The organism is Streptomyces sp. NPDC058674 (genome assembly GCF_042716505.1).
Classification (GTDB): Bacteria; Actinomycetota; Actinomycetes; order Streptomycetales; family Streptomycetaceae; genus Streptomyces.
Map to the genome: position 1 here is coordinate 1 of NZ_JBHXSC010000124.1, position 7,671 is coordinate 7,671.

At 69.1% G+C, this 7,671-nt stretch carries 6 protein-coding genes; 1 reads left to right on the forward strand and 5 read right to left on the reverse strand.

The annotated features are described in order from the left end of the window. Nucleotides 1-216: 216 nt before the first annotated feature. The 5 genes from ACFWU6_RS33255 to bla form a co-directional block, all read right to left on the reverse strand. Entirely contained in the window at nucleotides 217-1,425 is a 1,209-nt protein-coding gene (locus ACFWU6_RS33255; RefSeq protein WP_383803307.1) for a ParB/RepB/Spo0J family partition protein, read from the reverse strand. Then, nucleotides 1,422-2,582, reverse strand: a complete 1,161-nt coding sequence (locus ACFWU6_RS33260; protein WP_383803305.1) for a ParA family protein — start codon at nucleotides 2,580-2,582, stop codon at nucleotides 1,422-1,424. Before ACFWU6_RS33260 ends, ACFWU6_RS33255 begins: the two co-directional genes overlap by 4 nt. Before the next feature lie 149 nt (nucleotides 2,583-2,731). Beyond that, nucleotides 2,732-2,911: a hypothetical protein gene (locus ACFWU6_RS33265; RefSeq protein ID WP_383803303.1), complete on the reverse strand. Its 180-nt coding sequence runs from the start codon at nucleotides 2,909-2,911 to the stop codon at nucleotides 2,732-2,734. Nucleotides 2,912-2,934: 23 nt separating this feature from the next. Continuing rightward, on the reverse strand, nucleotides 2,935-4,440 hold the full coding sequence (locus tag ACFWU6_RS33270) for a hypothetical protein (protein WP_383803301.1): 1,506 nt from the start codon (nucleotides 4,438-4,440) through the stop codon (nucleotides 2,935-2,937). A gap of 259 nt (nucleotides 4,441-4,699) precedes the next feature. Continuing rightward, nucleotides 4,700-5,614: a class A beta-lactamase gene (gene bla / locus ACFWU6_RS33275; RefSeq protein WP_383803299.1), complete on the reverse strand. Its 915-nt coding sequence runs from the start codon at nucleotides 5,612-5,614 to the stop codon at nucleotides 4,700-4,702. A 1,161-nt stretch (nucleotides 5,615-6,775) separates the two neighbouring features. On the opposite strand from bla, the gene ACFWU6_RS33280 reads away from it, so the two are divergent. Then, nucleotides 6,776-7,465, forward strand: a complete 690-nt coding sequence (locus tag ACFWU6_RS33280; RefSeq protein WP_383803298.1) for a hypothetical protein — start codon at nucleotides 6,776-6,778, stop codon at nucleotides 7,463-7,465. Nucleotides 7,466-7,671 lie beyond the last annotated feature (206 nt).

The following is a 7,671-nucleotide window of genomic DNA, read 5'->3' on the forward strand; positions in this document are numbered from 1 at the left end:
CGGGGGGTGTCCACCCCGCCCCGATCTTCTTGGTTTACTATGGGGCGGTGGGCTCGGGGGGTGGGCCCGTATTTTTCCCGGCCTCAACTTCCCGGCCTCCGCATCGCCCCCTCCAAACGACAAATGCCGAGGGCCCCACCGCGCTCGTCGTGCGCAGTAGGGCCCTCAGCCCAACGCCCGACTTTTGTCCGCGGACAAAAGTCGGGCGTTGGGCTGCTAGTCGCTCTGCTCGTTCTCGATCAGGAGAACGGCCAACTCCTCGCGGTGCTCGGCCGACATGTTGAGGCGGATCGCCTCATAGACGGCCCTGGGGTCCTGCCAGGCGACCGGTGCGTGGTCCGTGCTGCGGCTCTGGAGCGGGATGACTCCCTCCGGCTCCCGCTCAGGCGCGCGCTCCGGCGTGCTTGGGGCCGCGGTCAGCGGTGCCAGCGCGGAGGTCTCCCGTACCGGCTGCTCGACTACGCCCTCGGCGACCGAGGCCGGGGCGTCAGCCGCCGGCGCGCTCTTCGGCCCCCGACTTTTCTCCGCGGACAAAAGTCGGGCCGGCTGCGCGTCCCGCTCAGGTGCCTCCGCCACTCCCCCGCCCGGCGCCTTCTCGACCGCCACGGCAGGCACCGGCGCGGACTCCTGCGCCCCGCGCAGGATCTCCCGCTGGACCGCCTTGGCCTGGGCCTCCTGCTGCTTGGTCTCTTTCAGGAAGGCCAGCAGCTCACCCGCCCCGACGCCCGGACGGTCCTTCGCCCTGCGTGCGAGCACCCGTCCGTCGCGCTCCGGGAGCTCACCCGAGCTCAGCATCGCCTGGATCTCCTCCGGGAGTTCCAGCAGCACCAGCTGGTTCGTCACCCACGACGGCGACTTCCCCAGCCGCTCCGCCGCCCGCGACTTCGCCCCGTGCTCGCGCCCGCCCTCGCCGACGCAGGTGTCGACGAGCTGCTGCACGCCGCGGGCGCGCTCGATGACGTCGAAGTCCTCCCGCTCCAGGTTCTCGGCGAGGAGGTGGTCGATGAAGTCCGCCCGGGAGACGGCCAGGTCGTCCCGTACGACGAAGTCCAGTGACTCCAGCCCGACGTGCAGGGCACTGCGGAACCGGCGCTCACCATTGATCAGGACGTACGCAGCGGCCCCGATCCGCCCGTCGTGGTCCGGCCACAGCGCGAGGTAGGCCCCGCGGGTGACGACGACGCACGCGGACAGCTGCGCCTGGCGCAGCTCCTCGCCGAAGCGGGTCAGCTCCTCGTCCGTACCGAAGTTGCGGCGTGGGTTGTGGGGGGTGGGGGAGACCTGGTCGAGGGGGACCCGGACCAGTTCGTACGCCGGCAGGTCGCCCTGCGCCACGGCCTTGGCCCGCCCGCGCTCGCTGCGGCTGCCGGAGCGGCGTGCATTGCTGAAGGCGGCGCCGGTACCGAGGAGGTCGCTCTTGCTCATGCGGCGATCCTCCGGGCGATCTCGCGCATGGCCTCGGACTGCTCGCAGTCCGGCGCGTAGTGCAGCAGCGGCAGCTTGACGCGCACCGCTTCGCGCTGCTCTTTAAGGTCGCCGATGACGGTGATGACGGGCGGGTCGCCGAACTCCTTCCAGCTGTTCAGGGAGGAGGTGACGACGTAGCCCTTGCGGCTGTCGTAGAGGTTCACGACGAAGCCGAGCTGGGCGATGTCGATGGCGAGGTCGTCGACCAGGTCCTCGATCTGCTCGCTGAGCATGTCGTAGGCGTCGGCGGAGGTGTCCTCGGCCTGTACGGGCACGACGATGCCGGAGGTCTTGGGCACCTCGCCCTCACGGGTGCGCGCGTAGTAGAGGGCGGTGTCCATGGTGTAGCCGAGGCTGGGCGGACAGTCGACGACGATGTAGTCGAACTCCTTCTCCAGCTCCTCCAGCGCCTTCTCCAGCGCGGTCTCCTTCGTCCGGACGTGCCGCGTGGTGGCCAGTCGTGCGTCGAGGAGGAAGGCGTCCTTGCAGGACGGCAGGAGGAAGAGGCGGCCGGCGAAGACGCCGTGCTCGATCGGGACGAGGAGCTCGCGGACCCGGCCCTCGATCTCACCGAGCATGTGCTTGGCCAGGCTCGGCTCCTTGATGCCGAGCATCTCCGCACCGAGGTGGCGGGTGAGGTGACCCTGCGGGTCGAAGTCGATGACGCAGACGCGGGCGCCGGTCTCGGCGAGGGCCTGAGAGAGTCCGTTGCTGATGGCGCTCTTGCCGACGCCGCCCTTCTGGTTGCAGACGACGATCCGGCGGGCGCCCTCGTGGGACGGCCGACGGCGTCCGGCGGGGGAGGGGTGGGTGTCGAGCCACAGCCGGATCGACTGGGCGAGGCCCTGGTTGTACGGGACCTCCCGGGCCCGGCAGTCCTCCTTGAACTCCCCGTACAGACCCGTGGGGAGGTAGGTGGAGAAGGAGGAGGCGCCGGAGGTGTCCACCGGAGTCGCCGCGGAGGCGTCGGCACGCCAGGCGTGGACGCCCTCGGTGACGGCTTCCTGGATGTCCACGCCCAACTGGGCTGCACGGACCTTGAGTTCCTGCCGCAGGGAGGCGGGCAGCTTGGCGACTACCTTTTCCCTGACTTCCGGATCGTATGGAGCGGTCATGCGGGTACCTTACTAACCTTTGCCGGGGAAGGCGAAGGGGCACACCGAAATATGTTGCGTGTATATGGCGGCAGTTGTCCAACCTTGCCCCGTCGTGGTCCGATGAACCTCGCCGAGTGACGGCCGGGGGCGGGGTCGGCCGAGCGAGCTCAGGCACTCACGCGTGCCGACGAGGCAGTGCCGTGCACACCAACGTCCAGCGTCAGGCGCTCGTGGATGGCTGGCGTGCAGTGAGCTCCGCCTTCCAGCCAGTCGACGTACCAGCGGGCAAGCGCGTCATCGGCCAACGGGTCTTCCAGGACCCACTTGTGCCCGAGCGAGCCGAACACCTCGCTGCTCCGGGGCTGGGCGCCTAGCGGTGTCGGGCTGCCGTCGGTGGGGTGGCAGCGCCGTTCAGGCAGTGGTCGAGGAGTGCGTGCATGCGGGGGACGGGGAGGGACGGGTTGGCCGCGGCGCCCTGTGCGGTGCGGGGGTCGGTGAGGAGGGTTTCCAGGGTCTCCGGTGTCAGGGTCGGGTTGGCGGCGGCTGCCCGGCGTACTGCATGGTCGGGGTCTTCCAGCGGAGGTTCGGGCAGGGTGGGGTCGACCGCAGCCAGGGCGCGTACCTCGGGGTCCGGGTGGCCGATGAGGTGGGTCCGGCCGGTGCGGGGGAACGCGGGCAGGGTCAGCAGATGCGGACGGTGGGCCGGGCGGGTCACGAAGACGTCCAGGAGGAGGTGCGGCGGAGCCAGCGGGTGGTGGCAGGCCAGCTGGATCCGTACCTGCTCGTCTTCATCCAGCGCCAGTGTCCCGACGAGCTCTGCGGGCAGGCCGGGCCAGCTCGCCGCAACCCGGCGGAGCACCGGTTCCTCGGACGCCGCGCAGGTGGCGTACCAGTCGGGCGACAGCTCGGTGGCCGGCTCCGTGATCGGGCAGGTGCAGTCGCGACCGTGATCCACCGCCCTACGGACCGCCTCGAATTCGGCCCAGGTACGGATGGAGGGCTGGAGGCGGGCGCGCATCCGCACGTCCTCGTCCGGATCCTGCCTCAGCTCCGCCGCAGCCTCCGGTCCCAGGTCGGGCCGGGTGGCGATCAGCCTGCGGATCTCCGCATCGGGGTGGCGGGCGAGCCGGGCAAGGGCGTCAACCGGGGTATGGCGGTTCCGGGCCAGCGGGTTCACCTCGTCGGCCGCGAAGCACTGCTCGACGATCGCGGGTGACAGGGCACAGCTGCCCAGCACGGACACCGCGTGGCGGGATCCGAGGGGCGGCAGCGTGGCCTCCACCGCCTCCGGGTCCAGCTGCCGGTTGCTCTCCCTGGCTGCTTCCCGTACGGCGGGATCGGAGTCGTTGAGCAGGGCATCGCGCTGCGCAGCGGTGAGCGACTGCCACTGAAAGGCGGCGTACAGACGGAGCACGGGGTGGTCGTGACCGGCCATGTCCCGCGGGAAGGACGGAGGGACCTGCCGGGAGGACCAGAGCTCCCCGACGATGTCCCTTTCGGTGACCCTGCCGTCCTCGCCTCCTTCCTGGGCGGTCAGGAAGGTGACGAGGATGTCCTCCGGCAGGGGCCGGACCCACCGGGGCTGGAGCCGGGTGCCGCGGGCGAGATACGCACGGACGATTCCCGAGGGGTCCGATGCCAGGGGCGCGAGTCGTGCGGGGTCGACGTGCAGGTTGCGGGCGAGGGCGCGGCGGATCCGTTCGACCGGGTGGTGGAGGGCCGCGTCGATGACGGCGGCGGGCAGGTCGCGGCCCTCGCACATCAGCGGGCCGACCTCACCGGCCGCTTCGTCCAGAAGACGTATCAGCACGTCGGCCGGCGCCGCCACGTTGAAGGCGATGCCACGCAGCCACAATCCAAGGAGAGAGTCGGACACCACGTCATCCTGCCACCTCGCTCCTGAACCCGGCCGCTCGATGGCTCCTTTAACGGCGCTGACCGGCGGCTCCGTCCGCAAGGCTTCGGACCACGCGGCGAGAGCCTTGCTCATCATGCGTGCCCTGACCGTACGCGGCACACCGCTCGAGGCATCCGGCCACCTCACCGACTCGTGATGCGTCCGTGAGCATCGTGGAGTCGACCGTGCTGGCCGCAGCGCTCAACGAGTGGCTGCGGCCAGCACGTCCGAACCGGACCTAGCCGAGTTCCGCCGCCAGCAAGGCGGCGGTCTTAGCCACCAGCGGGTGGTCGGCCGGCGCGTCTTCCGCGGGCTTGGTCGTCAGGACTGCCATTACGATCGGTGCGCCGTCCGGCGGCCAGGTGATGCCCGCGTCGTTGTTGCCCCCGTACCTCCCGCCGCCGGTCTTGTCGGCGAGAATCCAGTCGGCGGGGAGGCCTGCGCGGAATCTGTCGCCGCTGGTCGTATTGGCGAGCAGCCAGCCGGTGAGCCGTTCCCGGTCCTGGGGTGTGAGCGCGTCACCGAGCGTGAGGCGCGCGTAGGTCCGGCCGATGGCGCGGGGAGTGGTGGTGTCGGTCACGCGCCATGGTTCTGCCGAATTGAGTTCGGGCTCCCATCGATCGAGCCGCGTCCTGGAGTCCCCGATCGAGCGGCAGAACCGGGTGATGGCGGCAGGTCCGCCCAGCTCGCGGAGCAACAGGTTTCCTGCGGTGTTGTCGCTGTAGCAGATGGCTGCGTCGCACAGTTGGGCAATGGTCATGCCGCTTTCGACGTTCTCGGCTTTGCCCGTGCGGGGGGAGTATCCCGACTTCTCTACGTACTCTGCGGTGTACCGGATGCGCTTGGCCAGGAACTCGCCGTCGTGGTCGAGGTCGCGCAGCACCGCCGCGGCGGCGATCGTCTTGAAGAGTGAGCACATCGGGAAGCGTTCGTCCGCGCGGTACACCACCATCCGGCCTGTACGCATGTTGCGGGCGGACACACCCAGGCGGGCGGAGTGCTGCTGCTCCAGTTCCCTCAGCCGTGAGGTGATGTCGTCCCCGGCAGGTAAGGCGTGTGCCGTTCCGCTGAGGGACAGGGCGCCGGAGAGTGCCGCGCCGGCGCCGAGAGCGAGGGCGGTGCGGCGGGATGGGTGTGGTCCTGTGGTGTGCAAGGAGTTCCCCTTCTGAGGCGGTCATGACGCGCGCCAACCACGCGGCAGCCGTGCTGATTTGGTTGCGGATGCGACACGTGCTGAGCCGCGCCCGGCTCAATGGCTTCCTGTCAGCCTCGCGCGCCTCGGATGTCGATGCATGAGTACGTCTACTCAGAGGCTCGAAGGAACCACGTCGCCGGTCGGCAACTGCTCGCCGAGACGGCGGAAGCGAACCCCCGGCTGGAGCAGGACCCCCCTCATCACAACCAACCGACCACGACTCGGTGAGGGCTCTTGTACGTCGTTTCCTGCGGACCGTAAATCCCAGGGGCCAGCCCCTGGACCCCGCCAGCGCCTAGGCCGCGCTGGACCGGCCTCAGCATGGGGGGCTACTCGCCCCCCAGACCCCCTCGCCAGGCGCTCAGGCGCCCTGGACCCGCTCCCCCTCACGCCCTGCCCCGCCTCCCTGACGGTCGGCGGTGCACCCCTCGGGCGCTGGGCGCCCTCACTGGGCATGAGGGCCAGGCAACAGGGTGGTTGATCCCGGTTTGAGCTGAGGTGGGGGCAGTCGACTCCTCGTCAAACTGCGGGTGTGGGGCTGCAAGGGGTGTTGGCTGAGGTGGCAGCGGGGCAGTCATGTCGAGGTCATAGGCAGGCAGGATCCGGGGCATCTGCGGGACGACACGGGGTCTGAACGACAAGACCGGGGGTTGCCTGAGGACGTCGGCCAAGTTGCTCTTTAATAAGAGGGCGCCGCCGCCGCGAGCCTCTGACCTGCATGTTTGTCGAGGGGTATGTGTCCCCCAGGACACATTTGGCCTTCCGAAATGTGTATCCAGCGAGCACATTTTGCGGAAAAATCAAGCAGCTGTTGATTTTTTGGGAGCGCCGAGTCGCCCGAGAACGCCGCAGGTCAGGGCGTTGGGCCGAAGAGCCGGAGAGGCTCGATCGCGTCCGTGGTACCTACACGTACGTGTCGTCATGACGACAACTTAAATCAAGGAGTCGTGTACTTCTGCCGCTTGTCGGCTCGTAAACTTCACGTACCGTGTACTTTCCGCGCGCTGTTCGAGCAAGCCTGGATCCGGAGGCCCCCGGTCGCCGCGCCGAATCGCCAAAAGACAAGCACACGTTGATTTTTTGGATAGTCTCGGACCGCCTGAGTAGCAAGGAGGTCCTGTGACATCTGATCCGCCCGCCCGTCGTCGGCGCGGGCCCCGCCCTGTGCCCGAGGGCGGTGAAGCCGAGTACGGAGACATCCTGGCGGTCCTCGGCCAGCAGCTCGGGGAGAAGGTTGCCGACGCGACCGACCCCGGCGGCCGGCGCAGGCTCAAGGGAGTCCACTTCGAGTACGCGGCCGATCCGCGGGCCGTGCACGACATGGCCGGGGGGTCCGGGTACAGCCTGGCCAGCAACTGGTTCACGCAGCTACTGGCACAGCTCGCCGTCGCGAACAGCATCACCAAGTCCCAGCTGTGCGTCTTCCTGTTCGTCGCGGGAGGGCAGGTGCCCGGGACCGGCATCACCCAGTACACCCAGCAGGAGATCACGGACGGCCTGAACAAGATCGCCGCACAGAAGGGCGGCAAGATGATCACGCGGTCCACGGTCAACCGGGCCGTCCAGGCCCTGTGCGGCTACAACTGGGTGGAGAAGGCCGGGAACGGTCGGATCCAGATCAACGTGCGCCTCTGGTTCAACGGCAACAGCACAGCCCAGCAGGACGTACTGGCCGAGATCGCCGACCGGCACGACCACGACGCCGAGGAGTTCCCCTACTCGGTGGGGCCGCAGGGGGCCCACCAGGAGGAGCTGGACCTCGGCTTCGCGCCCGAGGAGAGCTATCGCGCGAGGAGGCGTACCGGGTGATAGTGCTGCCATGCCCCTGCGCGGGCGCCCGCTCACGAGGAAGGCTGTTCCATGGCTAACGTCATGTCTCCGATCATTGCGGAGCGCATCTGGGCGCTGCCGTTGTCCGGGTCCGCCGTCAAGTTCCTCCAGTACCTCGTCTCTCGCAGCGAGTTCGGGGGAACGCTGCCGGTCCGGCAGAAGGACATGGCCGCCGAGTACGGGGT

What these genes read in the sequence shown, in the direction of transcription:
- ACFWU6_RS33255 (WP_383803307.1), bottom strand. Translation starts at nt 1,425, where the DNA reads ATGAGCAAGAGCGACCTCCTCGGTACCGGCGCCGCCTTCAGCAATGCA.
- ACFWU6_RS33260 (WP_383803305.1), bottom strand. Translation starts at nt 2,582, where the DNA reads ATGACCGCTCCATACGATCCGGAAGTCAGGGAAAAGGTAGTCGCCAAG.